This is a genomic window from Streptococcus mitis, assembly GCF_019929545.1.
Classification (GTDB): domain Bacteria; phylum Bacillota; class Bacilli; order Lactobacillales; family Streptococcaceae; genus Streptococcus; species Streptococcus mitis_BU.
Genome location: NZ_JAHZPT010000022.1, coordinates 1 through 17,499 on the forward strand (window position 1 = coordinate 1; position 17,499 = coordinate 17,499).

The window sequence follows — 17,499 nt, forward strand, 5'->3', positions numbered from 1 at the left end:
AAGCTGATTCGGGTCTTTTCCCCGTTCTGTCCCCTTTACCTCCTCAACTGCACAAAAAAGAGAGGTCTTGCCTCTCTCAGGGTTATTTTTCGTCATTCATTTTTGACTTTACTTCATCATAAGATAATGCATGAGATTCCTCTTCTACGGTTTCAGGCATCTTTCCTGTTTCATAAAGAGCTTTAATTTGTGTACTATCCAATGTTTCGTATTTCAATAATGCTTCTGCAATCAACTTGTGAGTTTCACGATTTGATTGGATGATTTCAGCAGCTTTATTTCGTGCTTCATTTAATAATGAACGAACTTCTTCGTCAATTTCATAAGCTGTTTGTTCTGAAATTGATTTTTGAGGACTCTGTGCACCAAACATAGCATGGTTTCCTTCATATTGTACTGGGCCAAGTTTTTCACTCATACCGTACTCTGTAACCATTGCACGCGCCATTTGTGTCGCTTGTTCAAAGTCGTTTGAAGCTCCTGTAGTTTGGACGTTAAAGATAATTTCTTCAGCTACACGTCCACCCATTAAACCAGCCAATTGCTCTTTCATATCTTCTTTAGAAAGAAGCATTTGGTCTTCCTTAGGAAGTGCAATCATATATCCTCCGGCACGTCCACGCGGTACGATGGTAACTTTATGCACAACACGAGCATTCGACAAGACTAGACCAACAATGGTATGTCCTGCCTCATGGTAGGCAACCAATTCACGTTCTTTTTGTGAAACTGTCTTATCTTTCTTAGAAGGACCAGCAATAACTCTATCTTCTGCTTCATCAATATCTGAGGCATCAATTACTGATTTATTGCGACGAGCAGCAACTAGAGCTGCTTCATTCAATACATTCTCTAAATCAGCACCAACAAAACCTGGAGTTTGTTGGGCAACTAATTTCAAATCAACATCTTCTGCTAAAGGCTTGTTCTTAGCATGAACTTTCAAGATTGCTTCACGACCTTTAACATCAGGGCGACCAACCAAGACTTTTCTATCAAAACGTCCTGGACGCAGAAGGGCAGGGTCAAGTACATCTGAACGGTTTGTCGCAGCAATGACGATAATCCCTTCATTTCCTTCAAAACCATCCATCTCAATCAAAAGTTGGTTCAAGGTTTGTTCACGTTCGTCATTTCCTCCGCCAAGACCAACTCCACGTTGACGTCCAACAGCATCAATTTCATCGATAAAGATAATAGCTGGTGCTGCTTTTTTGGCATCTTCAAAAAGAGAACGAACACGACTAGCTCCAACTCCGACAAACATTTCTACAAAGTCAGAACCTGAAATACTAAAGAATGGTACACCTGCTTCTCCGGCGACTGCTTTAGCAAGCAAAGTTTTACCTGTTCCCGGAGGTCCCTCCAAAAGAACACCTGCTGGAATACGGGCTCCAAGTTTTGTAAATCGTTTTGGATCTTTTAAAAATTCAACAACTTCAACTAGTTCTTGTTTTTCTTCCTCAGCTCCAGCAACATCTGAAAATCTTACTTTAATATCTTCTTTATTTGCAGCTTTAGCCTTACTACGTCCAAAACTCATCGGGTTACGGCTATTATTTCCTCCCATATTTCCCATCATAGAGAATAGGAAGAAGAATAGAATACCGAATGGTACAATGGATACAAGAATATTAATCCACATACCACTCGAACTTTCATGCTTAATAGTTACTTCCGCTTTATGGTCAGAAGCAAGCTTTTGCAATTCTGATACTGTAGTATCTGAAGGAAGAATAATACTTGAAAATTTCTCTACTGTTGTAGCAGAAGGAGAAAAGAACTGAATGCCTGTTTCTTCTTTACTTGTTTTAGGATTTTTATAAACACCTGAAACCTCGATAACACTGCCATTTGGTTGGTAAGTCAATTCTTTTACATTGTCATCGGTAATTTCTTTTACCAATTCTGTATAATTAATTTGCTCACTTTTCCCTGCAACACTACCTGTACTAAAATACTGGTAAGCTGTAACTAGGAAAAAAATAAGTAATAACCATAGAAAAGGATTTTTAATTAAACCATTATTTTGTTTTTTCATTAAAAATTGTTCTTTCTAATTTGAATACACTTCTTCTTTCAATACTCCAACATAAGGAAGGTTACGATAATTTTCTTTGTAGTCTAAACCATAACCTACTACAAACTCATTTGGGATAGTAAAGCAGGTATAGTCAGCCTCAATTTCTACAACACGTCCTTCTGGTTTATCCAACAAGGTTGCAATGTTAACAGAAGCTGCTTCTCTTGCAATAAACATATCTCGCAAATTCTTCAAAGTTTGACCTGTATCAATGATATCTTCTACAAATAAAACATGTCTTCCTTTGATGTCTTGAGTTACATCTTGCTTGATATTGATGACACCGCTACTTGCTGTTCCACCATGATAGCTAGAAACCATCATGAAGTCCATTTCAATATGTGTGTCGATATGTTTGACTAATTCAGCCATAAAAGGAATAGATCCTTTTAAAATCCCAACTAAGATTGGATTTTTTCCTGCATAGTCTTTAGTGAGTTGGGCACCTAATTTTTTAGCAGCTTCTGTAATTTCATCGTGTGAAACGAGGATTTTTTTAATATCGTTTTCTAACATTTTTTTTACCTATCTATTTTTTCTATATAAAGTACAGTGTTCATTATATCATTTTTCGTGTTTTTACTCAAATTACTGGTCGCAATTCCCAAAATTGAGACAATTTCACCAAATTGCTCAATAATCAGAGCTGATTTTCGCTTTTCCATAGGGATTTTCAAATCAATAAATAGACGTCTGAGTTTTTTTCTATGCCCATTTTGAATCAAAAAATCTCCTGTTTTTCGATGACGAATGTGTATTGATGTTTCCCGTGAAACAGGTACCTGCTGAATTAATTCACCATCTAAAGGAAGTCCAAAGGAAAATAAATATCCTTGATAAGATACCTGATTTTGATAGTGTAACACAAGTTCATCTTCCTTTTCATCAGACTGAGGACTGATTTTACAAATCCGAAACTGTTGATACTCTTTTACTAATTCATAACCATTTTTAAGCGGATGACGATACTGGCTTTTAGTTTTTAAAATTTGTCTAACTTCTTCAAACTGAGCTTTTGTAAGATTCAAATCTGGAAAACTATTCAGATAAGTTTGAAGTAAAACTCTTTGTGTTGACTCAGAATAAGAAAATAACTGTTGTAAATTTTCCACATCAATATTCTTTGATAATTCAGCTATAGCTAGGTCATAATCTAAAATTTCATTGCCGATGCTTAAGATTGCATCTCTAAATCTAGGATTTTCTTTTTCTAATTCTGGTAAATAAGAATTTCGAATACGATTGCGAAAATAATGATTTTCCTGATTTGATGTATCTTCAAAGTGAAAAATTGGTGGAAAGTCTTTTTTCTGAAAATGCAAGAAGGGACGAATGATTTCTATCTCTCCGACTACTTGCTTCTCCTTAATTCCTGATAGATAGCGCAAACGAGTTCCTCGAATCAAGCGCATTAAAATCGTTTCCACCTGATCATCAGCATGGTGGGCAGTGACTAAAGCTGTCGCACCTGTCTTTTTCATGACCTCTTGAAAAAAATCATAACGAAAATGTCGAGCACGTGCTTCTGAAAATTCTCCTGAAAAATTGCTGATATAAATAGGAAGCTCTGCTTCAGCAGCTAACTTCCTTAATTCCTGTTCTTCCCAATCTGATTCTACTCTCTGCTTATGATTCACATGAGCTAGAATCAATTCAATTTCTAACTCTTTTTGATACGTAGATAACACCTTAAATAGAAACATAGAATCTAATCCACCAGAAAGAGCTAGCATCACCTTAGCATGCTTTTTGAAATATCCCTTCTTGAGAAAATGATTTAAAAAATCTTGTTTCCTCATTTTAGAACCTCATAAACATCCTTGGCTATCTTAGAAATCGTATCATAATCAGAATTTTTAGTGAAAATAGAAAGAATAAATGGAGAATCTGCATAGACAACACCTGTATCATGCTTAAATTCATCCGCATCTCCAATTTTATGAGCTACTTTAACAGAAACACCTTTGGTAATTCTCTCATTATCAAAATCTGTTTTAGTCAAAGAATCCAATACAAATCCATTTTGATTATAAACAGCTTCCATAACTTTCCCAGCCATTTTAGAAGAAATCAATTTTTCTTTTGAATCCCAATCATCTCCCATAATAGCAGACATCTTGGATTTAAATGTGGCATCAGATTGGTTTGAAATGTAATATCCCAATAAATTATGAGCTACATTATCAGATTCTTTTGATACTTTCGTAATTAAATCCTTTAGAGAATACTCTTTATTATCCTCTTTTTTAGGAAGACTACCACTTCCTTCTGGTTTATAGGAACCTGGAAAATCATTGACTGCAGATATGTATTTTACAGTCGTATCTAACTGATAAAGACCTTCATTTATTTTTTCTTGCGCATAATAGAGATAAGGTAGTTTTAAAACACTAGCTGCATACATCTTTTCATCTTGATTGATACCAGCCTCTTTTCCAGTAGTCAGTTGCTTAACATAAATAGAAAATGAATCCTTCTGATATTTTTCCGATAACATTTCTTGAACTTTACTCATCCGATTATCTTCTTCAGAAGTTGATTCTTTAGCTACCCATCCAGCCTGATCAATATGTAGAAATTCTCTTCCTTCTACAAACATGGTCTTATCAATTGATACTTGCGAATAAGCTGATAAGGATGATTTCACTTCTTTTAAATCATAAGGACTATTGTACAGTTTAAAATCAGATTCTAACCATACTTTTTTTATTGTTGGAGTTACCTCTGATTGATCATATAAAAATCGTTTGTCCGCAGCAATAAATTGATGGTTGGATAACTTAAACACTGGAATTCCTTGTTTATTTAAGCGCCACTCGGTTATTTGAAAACTTGTTTTGGGAGTCAATTTTCCAGTTTCTACCACTAAATCTTCATTCGCATAAACAGGAACTTCTCCATAAACCATAGGAGAATTTAGCTTTTCTCTAAAATAAATACCAAAGTCAGATTGTGAAAGGTAATAAATTTCTTTCGAAGTATAGACGACTTCTTTTTCTGTGCTAACGACTTTTGAAATAGTCAAAAAACTCGGTAGCAACAAAATAATTAAGAACTTACGCATTCTTCCTTTCCTTTTCTTCTTGTAAACGCAATAATTGATTTTTATCAGCCAACTCTTCCAACTTTTCATCCGATAGACTCAAAAATTGCTCAATTACGTCTAATAAATTTTCCATTTTATCACCTTGGGAGCAAGTCAGGAATCGTATAAACAGCTTCCCGATTCTTAGAATAATAATATTTTGCACGCATGTATTTAGCAGCGTAATCTTCATCTTTCAACTTTGTGGCAAAAGCTGTCTCTTTCTCCTTTTCCTCACTCAAGGTTTGATACTGAGTTTGCAAGTCTGATAACTGTTGACGTCTTTGGAGTAATTGATGATAGCTTTGAGCAAGATTATAAGTTGGTAAAATGAACAATAAAATCATCAAAATAAGAACCCAACCCATGAAACGATTCCGTTTTTGTCGTTCTTTCATCAGATAGCGACGACGTTGGTGTTCATTTTGAATAAAAGAATTATTCAATTGTACGATATTTTTAGACATTTTCTTCTACCCGTGTTTCACTGATAATTTCATACATGCCTGCTGCATCTTCTTTTTTTGTACTATCTTTCATCTCCAGTACTTTTACAAGTAGCAACTTATTTCCAAAACGAATTTCAACTTGGTCATTAACTTTCAAATCCGTTGAACTTTTTGCCAAGATTCCATTTACCTTGATTCTACCTTTATCTGCTACTTCTTTTGCGACTGTACGACGCTTGATAATTCTTGATACTTTTAAATATTTGTCTAATCTCATTTTTATTACCTCAAATTATTATTGTATCATTTTTATCTACTTTATAGAAGAAAAATGTTAAAGGGAATTGCCTTCTTTCGACACTTTTATCTCTAATAAACTTTCTCCAAAAATGAGCATACCTTCTAAAATTTCATAGTCCTTCTTGTTTCGAACATAAAATACAACTTCCATTAATCCCTTATTCTCAGCTATGGCTGCTTTTAAGTTCGTTGCGGATAAAGCTTTAAAATAATCTTGAGCCAAGAACAATCGCTTAGTAATTTTTTCAAATTGAACTGTAATCTTATTTTCTTTTCGTTCCACACGTTGAACAAAGACCTTGTCAAGATAAGACTTAATCAAACCAATCTCTAAAAGATAGGCTACTACGTCTGGGTACTCTCCAAATCGGTCCATCAACTCTTCTTGTAACTCTTCATAGTTGACACGGTTGTCAATTTGACGAATTTTTTTATAAATTTCAATCTTATGTCGTTGGTCTGAAATATAAGTATCAGGAAGATAGGCATCAATTTGTAAAATCAATTCGGTATTTCCTTTGGTTCTTGTATTCCCATTACCATGTCGTTTAGCAATAGCTTCCTCCAATAACTGCGAATACAATTCAAAACCAACAGAATCAATGAAACCAGACTGGGATTTTCCTAAAAGATTTCCTGCTCCACGAATCGAAAGATCTCGCATTGCAATCTTAAATCCAGAGCCCAATTCTGTAAATCCTTTAATCGCTTCTAATCTCTTCTCGGAGACTTCACTGATTGATTTTTCTGGACGATACATGAGATAGGCATAAGCAATACGATTACTACGACCGACTCTTCCTCTTAACTGATACAAGGTTGACAAGCCCATATGATCCGCATTTTCAATAAATAAAGTATTGGCATTTGGAATGTCCACTCCTGTCTCAATAATGGTAGTTGTCACCAAAATATCATACTGACCTTCAATGAAATCCAGTAGAGTATTTTCTAACTGAATCTCACTCATTTGCCCATGAACATACCCAATCGAAGCCTCTGGAATCAACTCCTGTAATTCTGAAACCTTCTGGTCAATTGTGTCAACTTTATTGTAAAGATAGTAAATTTGACCTCCACGTTCCATTTCACGCAATACAGCATCACGAATCACACTATCATTCTTTTCTAAAACATAGGTTTGCACTGGATAACGATTAGTCGGCGGAGTTTCAATAACAGACAAATCTCTGATTCCCAACATAGACATGTGAAGGGTACGAGGAATTGGCGTTGCTGTCAAGGTCAGGACATCTACTTGTTTTTTCAGTTCTTTCAAGGTTTCCTTATGCTTGACACCAAATCGCTGTTCCTCATCAATAATCATCAAGCCCAAATCAGCAAACACAACATCTTTTGACAAAACACGATGGGTTCCAATCAAAATATCAACTTGACCGTTTTTCAATTTTTCAAGTGTTTCAGTCTGCTCTTTTTTACTTCTAAAGCGACTCAATACATCAATATTAACTGCAAAATTTTGGAATCGTTCCTTAAAATTCGTATAGTGCTGTTGCGCTAAAACCGTCGTCGGAACTAAGACGACAACCTGTTTGTGATCATTGACTGCCTTAAAGGCTGCACGCATAGCAACTTCAGTCTTTCCAAAACCAACATCCCCAACTAAAAGTCGATCCATTGGCTGAGAAGCCTGCATATCTCTCTTGATTTCCTCAACACTACGAAGTTGATCATCCGTTTCAACATAAGGGAAGGCATCATCAAAAGCATGTTGATCCTCATCATCAGCTGAGAAAGCAAAACCCTTCAACTGGCTGCGCTCAGAATAAAGTTTGATTAAATCGTCAGCTATATCCTCTACCTGGTTCTTAACTTTTTGCTTGGCTTTTTTGAAATGACCGTCATTTAATTTATTGAGTTTAGGAGCTTTACCGTCACTTGAAACGTATTTGGAAAGTAGATGAATCTGTTCCACTGGGATAGAGATTTGATCCCCGTTTTGGTATTGAACACTGACATAATCACGGTGAATCCCTTTGATTTCAATTGTTTCAATCCCTAGATATTGACCAATTCCATGGATATGGTGAACAACGTAATCTCCTTTTTCAAGTTCATTGTAATCTTTTAATCTCTCTGCGTTTGAAACATGTTGTCTTCGAAAACGACGTTTCAATTTCTTTTGAAAAATCTCATGTTCAGTTATCAATAAAACCTTTTCATCTACAAAATGAAAACCATGTCTGAGATTACCCTCAATTAAGTTTACAGATTCTTTACAAACACTTGACTTATCTCTAGAATCCAATTTAATCTGGTATTCCTCTAAAACATCCTCCAATGTTTTACTTCCCATTGAATTGCTAGACTGCAGGATAATAGTATAATCCATTTTTTTGTATCGCTCAATTTCTTCTTTTAGAAAAGAAAATTGATTGAAAAACTCCTGCATAGGATATTGATTAAATTGATAAATTTGGTCAAACTTGAGATTGCCTAACCCCTTTTGCAGATTAGAGAAAAAGGTAACCGGACTCTGTTTTTTATAGATTTGCTCTGTATCTGCAAAATACTGCATCTCAGAAAATGCTTTACTGTTCTGTAATTCTTCTGTAAAGTATTGTGCTAACTCCCTTTCAAAGACTTCATACTGATTCATCAATTTCTGATAATCATCAAAGAATACTGGGGTATCTTTTTCAATATAGTCAAAGACAGTCCATGTCTTTTCATAGCACAAAGATAAAAACTTCCGTGAATCTGAATGTATTTGTTTTTGGTGAAAACTTGAAAGAATTTCTTCTAGATAGGATTTCAAAATCGGTGATAACGTTTTTGAAATTTGTTTTTCTAAAGCTGACTGTCCTCGTTGATAATCCTTTTCTCTCAAAAACATATCACTAGCTGGAAAGATAGTGAGTTCTGTCTGATTTTCTTTCGATAATTGTGTTTCGACTTCAAATAACCTAATACCATCAATTTCATCACCAAAAAACTCAATTCGGCAAGGTTCTAACTGGGATATTTCAAAAATATCTAAAATATCTCCTCGTATACTAAACTCTCCCTGAGTTTGTACTTGCGTAACTTTTCGATAGCCTATCTCTTTTAACTGATGGATAAGTGCGTGTTGGTCATATTCTTCACCAACTGTTATTTTTACAATACTATCTTTAAATGCATTGGGAGACGGTAAAATCAATCGACTTGCTGCGATATTACAAACTAAAATCCCTTTCTTAGATGAATCAGTCAAAAAACGCAAGGCTTCAACCCGTGAAATGATTTTTTCTTGTGAAGACATCAAAAACTCGACCATAGGGGAGTCATCTACCAAAAATGGATAGACAAGTTCCTCACCCAAGATAGATATAAGATCACTAACAAGTCCTTCGGCTTCTCCATAAGTTGACGTCAATAACACAATCTTATCTTCCTGTCTCAAACTACTAGCAATTGCTAAAGTTTTTGTAGAAGTTGACAAGCCTAAGATTAATTGTCTTTTCTTATCTGTCAGATTTTGATGCCATTTTTTTATCTGATCATTTTCTGAGAATAAATCTAATAAGGTCACCATTTATCCGTTATACCTCTGCATCGTTTTTTCAAAGTTTTTCTCTTGTAAATAGTAGTTTACAGAATCGTCAACTTTGTCAATAGACTGTAAAATACCAATATAATCATCCTTGTCAAAGGTACTCAAAACATGGTGAACAACTGACATGCCATTTTTAGGTCTTCCGATTCCAATTTTAACACGATTAAAGGTTTGGGTTCCAATATGTTGAATAATAGACTTGATACCATTATGACCACCTGCTGAACCTTTTGCTCTTAAACGAATTTTCCCAACTTCCATGTCAAGGTCATCGTAAATGATGAGTAAATCTTCAATATCCAAACCATAATAAGTCAATAAAGCATGAACCGCTTTTCCACTTTCATTCATAAATGTCGTTGGTTTGACCAGATAAATTTTTTCTCCATTTAGGAAAAAGGATGCTAGGTCAGCTTGAAATATCTTATCGTGTGTAAAAGTGACATTCTGTTTCTTCGCTAGTTGGTCAATCAACATAAATCCAACATTGTGTTTGGTCTCAAAATATTTATCTCCTGGATTTCCTAATCCTACAAGTAATTTGGTCATTTATTTTTCCTTTCAAAAGCCAAAAGGGTTGGAATTTTTTTCCAACCTAATTGACACTATTTGTTAAATATTATTAGACATTAAAGCGGAATTCCATGATATCGCCATCTTGAACGATATATTCTTTTCCTTCTTCACGCAAGCGCCCAGCTTCTTTTACAGCCTTTTCAGATCCATATTTCACTAGATCCTCATATGACATAGTTACTGCACGAATAAATCCTTTTTCAAAGTCTGAGTGGATAATACCAGCTGCTTGAGGAGCCTTCATACCACGTTTAAAGGTCCAAGCGCGAACTTCTTTTTCACCAGCTGTGAAGTAAGTTCCCAATCCAAGTAAGTGGTAAGCTGCACGAGTCAACTTGTCAACGCCTGACTCTGTCAAACCAAGTGCTTCAAGAAACTCTTGCTTATCTTCTTCGTCTAACTCAGAAATTTCTTCCTCAGCACGCGCAGAAATAACGACTACTTCAGCATTTTCTGTCTCTGCGAATTCACGAATTTGTTTAACATAGTCGATAGAGTCAGGTTCTGAAACAACATCCTCATCCACATTGGCAACATAGAGCACTGGTTTAGTCGTCAAAAGGAAGAGACCTTTGACAACTTTTTGTTCTTCATCTGTAAATTCAATAGTTCGAGCTGATTTTCCATCTTCTAGGACTGGTTTAATCTTTTGAAGAACATTAAACTCAGCTACTGATTCTTTATCTTTTTGCGTACGTGCCATCTTTTCTACACGCGCATAACGCTTATTAACTGATTCTAAGTCAGCAAGAATCAACTCCAGGTTAATAGTATCAATATCCGCAAGTGGATCTACAAAGGCGTCTTCACGTCCTTGCTCGCGCATCACATTTTCATCATCAAAAGCACGAACTACGTGAACAATCGCGTCTACTTCACGGATATTAGCCAAGAATTTATTCCCTAGCCCTTCTCCTTTTGAAGCTCCTTTTACAATTCCTGCGATATCTGTAAATTCAAATGTTGTTGGAACTGTCTTTTTAGGAGTGATCATTTCAGTCAATTTTTGTAGGCGTTCATCTGGAACCTCAACCATTCCAACGTTTGGATCAATCGTCGCAAATGGATAGTTTGCAGCCTCTGCTCCTGCTTTTGTAATTGCATTAAATAGTGTTGATTTACCAACGTTTGGCAAACCAACGATACCTGCTGTTAAAGCCATATTTTCTCATTCTCCGTTTTCATTTCAATCCCTAATATTATAACACAAAAAAGGAAAACTTGCTAACCCTCTAACTGAGGGGTTTCAGTCAATAATTTTATTCATTTTTCGATCAAAATCATAGCGCCCCATCATGACAACATGGTCACAATTGCTACATTTAATTTTGATATCTGCTCCTACACGTGTAATTTCCCAACGATTGGCCTTTTTACCTGTTGACTTGATGGTGCAAGCATGTGGTTTTTTCATTTCAACAAAATTTCCAACTTGATACATACTACTCTCCTTTTCTTTTTCGATTATATCATAAAAGAGGCGAGCCAGGCTCAACCTCTTTCACTTAATTTGTACGAACTGGTGTAATGAGCTGCATGAAGTCCTCATCAGTGTCTGCTGGAACAAGAGTAAATGGACGAACAGCTGAGATAAAGCTAATGGTCACCTTTTCGCTATTTAAAGCCTTAAGAGAATCAATCAAGTAAGTTGGGTTGAAACTAATAGTCAAATCTTCACCAGTCACCTGATCAGTATCGATTTCTTCGTTTACTTTACCAACTTCTGGAGAATGAACATGGGCGCTAACAATACCACCTTTAATTTCAAGCTTCACAGTACCATTTTGAGTCGCACTTGATAAAAGGCGAGCACGCTCCATTGACTGACGTAAGTTTACCACATCAAAAGTAATAGTAGTGTTAAAGTCTGTCGGAATCAAGCGATCTGTATCAGGATAGTTACCTTCTAACAAACGAGTATAGAAGCTAATATTTTCGCTTCTAAAGAGGATTTGATTGTTGGCAAAGAAAATCTCTACAGTTTCAATATCGTCTGTAAATACTGCTGAAAATTCGCGTAGAGAACGGCTAGGAATGACGACATCAAAATCATCACTATTTTTTTCAAGAGTCAATTTTTTCTGGCTTAGACGATGAGAGTCTGTTGCAACTGTTTTTAACTCTTTGTGTTGGCTCAATACAAAATGAACACCTGTTAAAATTGGACGACTTTCTTGTGTACTTGCAGCAAAAGCTGTTTCATTGATAATTTTCTTAAGTAATTTTGTTTCAAGAACCAAAGGAGTGCTTGCTGAAATTTCTTGGATTCGTGGATACTGTTCGCTATCTTTTCCTTTTAGGGTAATTTCTGATTTGCCACTAGTTAAAACAATTTGATTTTGTTCAATTTCTTTAAAATCAAGAGTCACATCAGGTAGACTAGATACCACATTGATGAAGAAAGAAGCTTCAAGAAGGATCGAACCTAAAGAAGTAATTAACAAACCAGCATCTTCATTTTTTTGAGAAATAAAATTTTCAATTGAAATTTGACCATTTGAACCAATTAAAGTAACACCTTCATTGGTTACGTCAATTTTGACGGTTGATAAAATAGGAATGGCATTTTTAGAGCTAATAGCTCTCTTAGTAGTATTTAAGGCTTGTAGAAATAAATTTTTATTAATTGAAAAATGAATCATGGATTCTCCTTTATTTATTTTTAGTATTAGAAGGATAATAGTAATAATAGAGTCTGTGAAATCTGTGGAAAACAGACTTTAAACAAGTCATATCAAGTTTTTGGGCTTGTTTAAAAAATGTGGATAAAAAAGATAATAAAGTAAAAGTTATCCACAAGTTATTTGATTTTCTTTTTGATTGATTCAATTTCTAAACGTAAATTATCGTCTTCATCAATCAAAGATTTAATTTTGGCATGGGCATGAATGACTGTTGTGTGATCTTTACCACCAAATTCCTTCCCAATTTTTGGAAGACTATTATCTGTTAATTCTCTAGATAAATACATGGCTACTTGACGGGCTAACACAATATTTTGAAGGCGTCTGCTTCCCTTCATTTCTTTGACGCTGACACCATAAAAGTTACCAACTTCATTTTGGATTTTATCAATTGGGATGACGAGCATTTGGCTAACATCTTGTTTGCGTGCCCTAATAGCCTCTGCAGCGATATCGATAGTGATATCCTTAATCTTCTTCACTCGGGCGATTAAAGTGATGTCGTTGATTGCTCCTTCAAGTTCTCGGACGTTTGAATCAAATTGACCAGCTAGGTATTCTAGGGTATCACTTTGGAAATGGTAGTCTAAATTCTCTGTTTTGCTTTGTAAAATGGCAATACGTGTCTCAAAGTCAGGTGGTGTGATATTTTGCGTCAAGCCCCAGCTAAAGCGCGTGACAAGTCTTTCTTCAAGGCCCTCTAAGTGTTTAGGGCTACGATCACTAGTCAGAACAATTTGTTTTTGATTGTTATGGAGAACATTGAAAGTATTGAAAAATTCTTCCTGAGTTGCAACTTTTTTTCCACTCAGCGATTGAATATCATCAATTAACAAGAGATCGAGGCTACGGTAGGTTTTTTTGAACTTATCCATTTCACCCAGTCTCAGATGTTCAAGAAAGTCGTTTATAAAGCTTTCAGCAGGAATGTACTTCACACGCGCATCAGGAATATTTTTCAAAATCTCATTCCCAATGGCATTGAGTAAGTGAGTCTTACCAAGCCCAGGTCCTCCATAGATAAAAAGAGGATTATAGGTCAAGGCCAAATCTTCAGAGACAGCCAGGGCGGCTGATACTGCCCAAACATTTCCATCCCCTTGGATAAAATTATCAAAGGTATACTTTTCTTTTAATCCAGTATCCGAATAAGGAATAGATGCTAACTTTGGACTATAGTCATAGAGAGTTGAATTTGGAGCTTCTTCAACTTGTGGGATAATCGTATCTTGAGGCTTGGTGAAAATATAGTGGGGGGTTATTTCAGCATCATAAATCTCAAAACCAGCTACTACAATGATATCTTTTAGTTGTTTTTCCCAGACCATTTCCATTTCAGATCGTGGTAAAAATATAGTGGCAACATTTTCTTCTACCTTAATGAGTTCAGCTTGAATAGCATAGAAATCATACATGGATCGAGTTAGTCTTTCTTGTGCAAATTCTAATATACGATTCCAAAATTGTTTTTCTTTCAATCCTTTTCTCCTCCTTTACTATTTAAAAGTTTAATGCTAGATTTATTTTACCATAGATAGCAAGAATTTTCCACAAGCTGTGAAAAATAATCCACAATGTTATCAAGTTTTATCCACAGGTTGGGGATAAAATCAGAAACTGTTGATTTATGAAGCTTTTTTTTGAAAAAAATAGTGGATAACCTTGTGAGATAAAAAAATAAAAGAACAGCCTTATTTCAGGCTGTTGATAATTCTACTGTATTCTTCTTGATTTGAAAAAGAAATAATGATTTTTCCACTGTCTTTTTTAGACAGTTTGATTTCTACATCTAATCCGAGTAGTTTTTTTAACTGTTCTTCTTCATTTTGTATGAAATGATTCGTTTTTTGAAGTTTCTTTTGTTTTTTCTCTGTCAGAAGAGCTTCTAATTTCCTTACAGAAATGTCTTCACATATAATTCGTTGAAAGAAATAGTCTTGTTGTTCCTTATTCAACCCAACGAGAGAACGCGCATGGGCTTGTGATAGTTTACCACTTTCTACTTCTGAAAGGATCTGTTCTGGCAAGGACAGCAAGCGAATGGAGTTGCTGATATAAGGACGAGACTTACCCATTTTATCTGCAATTTCAGCATGGGTAAATCCTTTCTCTACAAGAGATTCATAGGCGCGTGCTTCTTCTATTGGATTTAAATTTTCTCTTTGCAAATTTTCAATGATGGACTGGACCATCATCTCTTGATCTGAAAGCTGCTTAACAACAGCTGGGATATACCTTAGACCAGCTAAAAGTGAAGCCCGATAGCGTCTCTCTCCTGCAAGGATTTCATAACCAATAACAGGAGATTGACGAACAATAATCGGTTGAATGACCCCATTTTCTTTGATAGACTGTGCTAGTTCATGTAGTTTTTCTCCATCAAATTCTTTTCGAGGTTGATAGGGATTTTTCTGTATATCTGTGATAGAAATCATTTCAAATTTTTCCATGATTCTACACTAACACATCTTTTATCTTATGTAAAGCTTTCTTTACATAGATGTCAATTAAGATTCTAAATCACCTGAACTCTTGTCAAGTTTAATAGATGTAGTTTCTTCTTTACCGTTACGATAGTAAGTTATTTTAATGGTATCTCCGATAGAATGATTGTAAAGAGCACTTTGTAAGTCTGTTGATGAAGCAATTTCCTTGTCATCTACTTTTGTAATAACATCGTATTTTTCAAGGTGACCATTGGCAGGCATATTACTTTGCACAGAACGAACAACTACACCAGATGTTACATTGCTTGGAATATTCAGTCTTCTAATATCACTTGTATTAATATTTGAGAGATTGACCATTTGAATTCCCAAAGCTGGACGAGTAACTTTTCCGTTCTTTTCCAACTGTTCAATAATATTGATAGCATCATTTGCAGGGATTGCAAAACCAAGACCTTCTACAGATGTTCCTCCATTTGTGGCAATTTTACTTGAGGTAATTCCGATAACCTGTCCTTGAATATTGATTAGTGGGCCACCAGAGTTACCTGGGTTAATAGCAGTATCAGTTTGGATGGCTTTTGTAGAAATGGCTTGTCCATCTTCAGATTTTAAAGATACATTTCGATTAAGACTAGATACGATACCTTGAGTGACAGTATTAGCATATTCAGAACCTAATGGGCTACCGATGGCAATAGCAGTTTCTCCTACGGTTAACTTGCTAGAATCACCAAATTCAGCTACTGTTGTCACTTTTTCTGAAGAGATTTTGACGACAGCAATATCAGAGAAAGTATCCGCTCCGACTATTTCTCCAGGTACTTTAGTTCCATCTGACAAACGAATATCTACTTTGCTGGCACCATTTATAACGTGATTGTTGGTGACGATGTAAGCTTCTTTATCATTCTTTTTATAAATAACCCCAGATCCTTCACTAGAGATTTGCTGAGAATCTGTGTCAGTATCATCATTACCAAATACGCTATTTTGTCTGTTTGCTGAATAAGTAATAACAGAAACAACGGCATCTTTTACTTTGTTAACAGCCTGTGTTGTTGAATTTTCATTCTTATAGGCAGTCTGTGTAATAGTACTATTGTTGTTAGAGGTACTTTCAGTACTTTTTTGAGTTAGTTGGTTTATTGAAAAGCTACCCAAGGCTCCACTAAAAAAGCTAATAACGATAACGACTAATAATTGAAACCCTTTTTTGTAAAATGTTTTTAAATGTTTCATATTTGCCTCCATATTTTTGAATTACTGAAAGTATAAACTGACTAGCTTAATTATAACTTAAACACAAAAGTTTTACACAGATTGTGGATAACTTTAAAAAATCTGTGGTTTTCTCGGCTAAAATTAACCTTTTATTTTGTGAATAAGATGTGAAAAAATAGAGAATATGTTAGAATAGAGTCATGAAAATTAAAGTTGTAACAGTTGGGAAACTGAAAGAAAAGTATTTAAAAGATGGTATTGCAGAGTATTCAAAACGAATTTCTCGATTTGCTAAGCTTGAAATGATAGAGCTAGCAGATGAAAAAACACCAGATAAGGCCAGTGAATCAGAAAATCAAAAGATTTTAGAAATAGAAGGTCAGAGAATTTTATCAAAAGTTGGTGACCGTGATTTCGTGATTGTGTTAGCCATTGAAGGGAAAACTTTCTCCTCAGAAGAATTTAGTAAGCAGTTAGAAGAAGCTTCTATAAAAGGATTTTCTACTCTTACTTTTATTATTGGAGGGAGTCTGGGATTAGCACAGGATGTAAAAAAGAGAGCCAATCTCTCTGTTAGTTTTGGTCGTTTAACCTTGCCCCATCAGTTAATGAGACTAGTCCTTGTTGAACAAATCTATCGAGCTTTTACAATACAGCAGGGCTCGCCCTATCATAAATAGAAAATTGACTTTCAATTGAATTTTTGGTAGAATAGCTGTATTAGGTCTCATAGCTCAGCTGGATAGAGCATTCGCCTTCTAAGCGAACGGTCGCAGGTTCGAATCCTGCTGGGATCAATATAGTAGCAAAGCTGGGAATTTTCCCGGCTTTTTTCTTAAAAAAGTACACTTGGGGAGAAAAAAATGACAGTTGAGAGAATTTTATCTAAAATGAAATTCCATTTTGTATAATTGTTTCTGTAAGTTAGCTTACAAGAAAAAAACATTGAGGAGATTTTATTATGAAAAACACAGTTAAATTGGAACAGTTTGTAGAGTTAACAGAGGTAGAAATGCAAGAAATTCAGGGTGGAGATATGAGAATTTCAGAGTCAATTCGAAATCTTATTTTTCCAAGAAAAAAGAAATAAAG

The 17,499-nt window shown here is 35.2% G+C and carries 17 protein-coding genes and 1 tRNA gene; 3 read left to right on the forward strand and 15 right to left on the reverse strand.

Annotated features, from left to right (window positions below):
• Positions 1-82: 82 nt before the first annotated feature.
• The 15 genes from ftsH to htrA form a co-directional block, all read right to left on the reverse strand.
• The gene (gene ftsH, locus K1I71_RS06885) at positions 83-2,041 is read right to left on the reverse strand and encodes an ATP-dependent zinc metalloprotease FtsH (RefSeq protein WP_033687641.1); all 1,959 of its coding nucleotides are present in this window, start codon (positions 2,039-2,041) and stop codon (positions 83-85) included.
• Between the two features lie 15 nt (positions 2,042-2,056).
• Entirely contained in the window at positions 2,057-2,599 is a 543-nt protein-coding gene (hpt, locus tag K1I71_RS06890; protein ID WP_000892176.1) for a hypoxanthine phosphoribosyltransferase, read from the reverse strand.
• A gap of 5 nt (positions 2,600-2,604) precedes the next feature.
• A complete protein-coding gene (gene tilS, locus K1I71_RS06895) occupies positions 2,605-3,882 on the reverse strand; it encodes a tRNA lysidine(34) synthetase TilS (protein ID WP_223330578.1) in 1,278 nt (425 codons plus the stop codon).
• The gene (locus tag K1I71_RS06900) at positions 3,879-5,147 is read right to left on the reverse strand and encodes a serine hydrolase (protein WP_033687636.1); all 1,269 of its coding nucleotides are present in this window, start codon (positions 5,145-5,147) and stop codon (positions 3,879-3,881) included. Before K1I71_RS06900 ends, tilS begins: the two co-directional genes overlap by 4 nt.
• Entirely contained in the window at positions 5,140-5,262 is a 123-nt protein-coding gene (locus tag K1I71_RS09560; protein WP_000429334.1) for an SP_0009 family protein, read from the reverse strand. The genes K1I71_RS06900 and K1I71_RS09560 overlap by 8 nt, the downstream gene beginning before the upstream one ends.
• Positions 5,263-5,266: 4 nt before the next feature.
• Positions 5,267-5,635 (reverse strand): septum formation initiator family protein, encoded by a 369-nt coding sequence (locus K1I71_RS06905; protein ID WP_000041905.1) that lies wholly within the window; start codon positions 5,633-5,635, stop codon positions 5,267-5,269.
• Positions 5,628-5,894 carry an RNA-binding S4 domain-containing protein gene (locus K1I71_RS06910; RefSeq protein WP_001234978.1) on the reverse strand — a complete coding sequence of 89 codons (267 nt, stop codon included), beginning with the start codon at positions 5,892-5,894 and terminating at the stop codon, positions 5,628-5,630. Before K1I71_RS06910 ends, K1I71_RS06905 begins: the two co-directional genes overlap by 8 nt.
• Before the next feature lie 57 nt (positions 5,895-5,951).
• On the reverse strand, positions 5,952-9,455 hold the full coding sequence (gene mfd, locus K1I71_RS06915) for a transcription-repair coupling factor (RefSeq protein WP_033687633.1): 3,504 nt from the start codon (positions 9,453-9,455) through the stop codon (positions 5,952-5,954).
• Positions 9,456-10,025, reverse strand: a complete 570-nt coding sequence (gene pth / locus K1I71_RS06920) for an aminoacyl-tRNA hydrolase (RefSeq protein WP_000163936.1) — start codon at positions 10,023-10,025, stop codon at positions 9,456-9,458.
• A 73-nt stretch (positions 10,026-10,098) separates the two neighbouring features.
• Positions 10,099-11,214 carry a redox-regulated ATPase YchF gene (ychF, locus tag K1I71_RS06925; protein WP_033687631.1) on the reverse strand — a complete coding sequence of 372 codons (1,116 nt, stop codon included), beginning with the start codon at positions 11,212-11,214 and terminating at the stop codon, positions 10,099-10,101.
• Positions 11,215-11,298: 84 nt separating this feature from the next.
• Positions 11,299-11,493: a DUF951 domain-containing protein gene (locus tag K1I71_RS06930; RefSeq protein WP_000285186.1), complete on the reverse strand. Its 195-nt coding sequence runs from the start codon at positions 11,491-11,493 to the stop codon at positions 11,299-11,301.
• A gap of 64 nt (positions 11,494-11,557) precedes the next feature.
• Positions 11,558-12,694: a DNA polymerase III subunit beta gene (gene dnaN / locus K1I71_RS06935; RefSeq protein WP_000581174.1), complete on the reverse strand. Its 1,137-nt coding sequence runs from the start codon at positions 12,692-12,694 to the stop codon at positions 11,558-11,560.
• Between the two features lie 158 nt (positions 12,695-12,852).
• Positions 12,853-14,214 carry a chromosomal replication initiator protein DnaA gene (gene dnaA / locus K1I71_RS06940; RefSeq protein ID WP_033687629.1) on the reverse strand — a complete coding sequence of 454 codons (1,362 nt, stop codon included), beginning with the start codon at positions 14,212-14,214 and terminating at the stop codon, positions 12,853-12,855.
• Between the two features lie 213 nt (positions 14,215-14,427).
• Entirely contained in the window at positions 14,428-15,186 is a 759-nt protein-coding gene (locus K1I71_RS06945) for a ParB/RepB/Spo0J family partition protein (protein WP_033687628.1), read from the reverse strand.
• Positions 15,187-15,243: 57 nt separating this feature from the next.
• Positions 15,244-16,425 (reverse strand): serine protease HtrA, encoded by a 1,182-nt coding sequence (htrA, locus tag K1I71_RS06950; RefSeq protein WP_000681587.1) that lies wholly within the window; start codon positions 16,423-16,425, stop codon positions 15,244-15,246.
• Between the two features lie 182 nt (positions 16,426-16,607).
• Here htrA and rlmH point away from each other — a divergent pair, with 182 nt between their 5' ends.
• The 3 genes from rlmH (at position 16,608) to comC (ending at position 17,497) form a co-directional block, all read left to right on the forward strand.
• Positions 16,608-17,087, forward strand: coding sequence for a 23S rRNA (pseudouridine(1915)-N(3))-methyltransferase RlmH (gene rlmH, locus K1I71_RS06955; protein WP_000695934.1), 480 nt, complete (start codon positions 16,608-16,610; stop codon positions 17,085-17,087).
• Positions 17,088-17,130: 43 nt separating this feature from the next.
• Positions 17,131-17,204: transfer RNA gene (locus K1I71_RS06960), tRNA-Arg, on the forward strand.
• Positions 17,205-17,368: 164 nt separating this feature from the next.
• A complete protein-coding gene (comC, locus tag K1I71_RS06965) occupies positions 17,369-17,497 on the forward strand; it encodes a competence-stimulating peptide ComC (RefSeq protein ID WP_045605312.1) in 129 nt (42 codons plus the stop codon).
• Positions 17,498-17,499: the final 2 nt, after the last annotated feature.